The organism is Pseudomonas sp. P7548, assembly GCF_013386585.1.
Taxonomy (GTDB): Bacteria; Pseudomonadota; Gammaproteobacteria; order Pseudomonadales; family Pseudomonadaceae; genus Aquipseudomonas.
Genome location: NZ_JACARO010000230.1, coordinates 1 through 328, shown reverse-complemented (window position 1 = coordinate 328; position 328 = coordinate 1). Strand labels below are relative to the sequence as shown.

Below are 328 nucleotides of genomic sequence, written 5' to 3'. Positions count from 1 at the left end.
CCAACGCCTCCGCCGTCCGCTGCACCGACTCCCCCTCGGCCAAGCTCTGCAGCGCCACGATAATCTGCCACTGCTTGCGCCACTGCCCAAACGTCAGCCCCGTTTCGCGCTTCACCAACCGCGCCAGTGACCGTTCGCTCATCGCCACTTGCTTCGCCCACTCGGCCATGGTGCTGCGATTGTCTGGCGCCTGGGCCAGTTGGCGGGCAATGGCGCGCAACTGAGTCGAGGCGGGCAGGGGCAGGTACAGCTGTTCCGAGGGCGCCTGTTCCATTTGTTCGATCAGCACGCCCGCCAGGCGGGCGGTGGGGCTTGCGGGGGGGTAGTC

At 67.7% G+C, this 328-nt stretch carries 1 protein-coding gene; it reads right to left on the bottom strand.

Features of this window, described 5'->3' with window-relative positions:
- The coding region (locus HX803_RS32445; RefSeq protein WP_178926124.1) for an AraC family transcriptional regulator at positions 1–328 on the bottom strand (328 nt) is incomplete at both ends.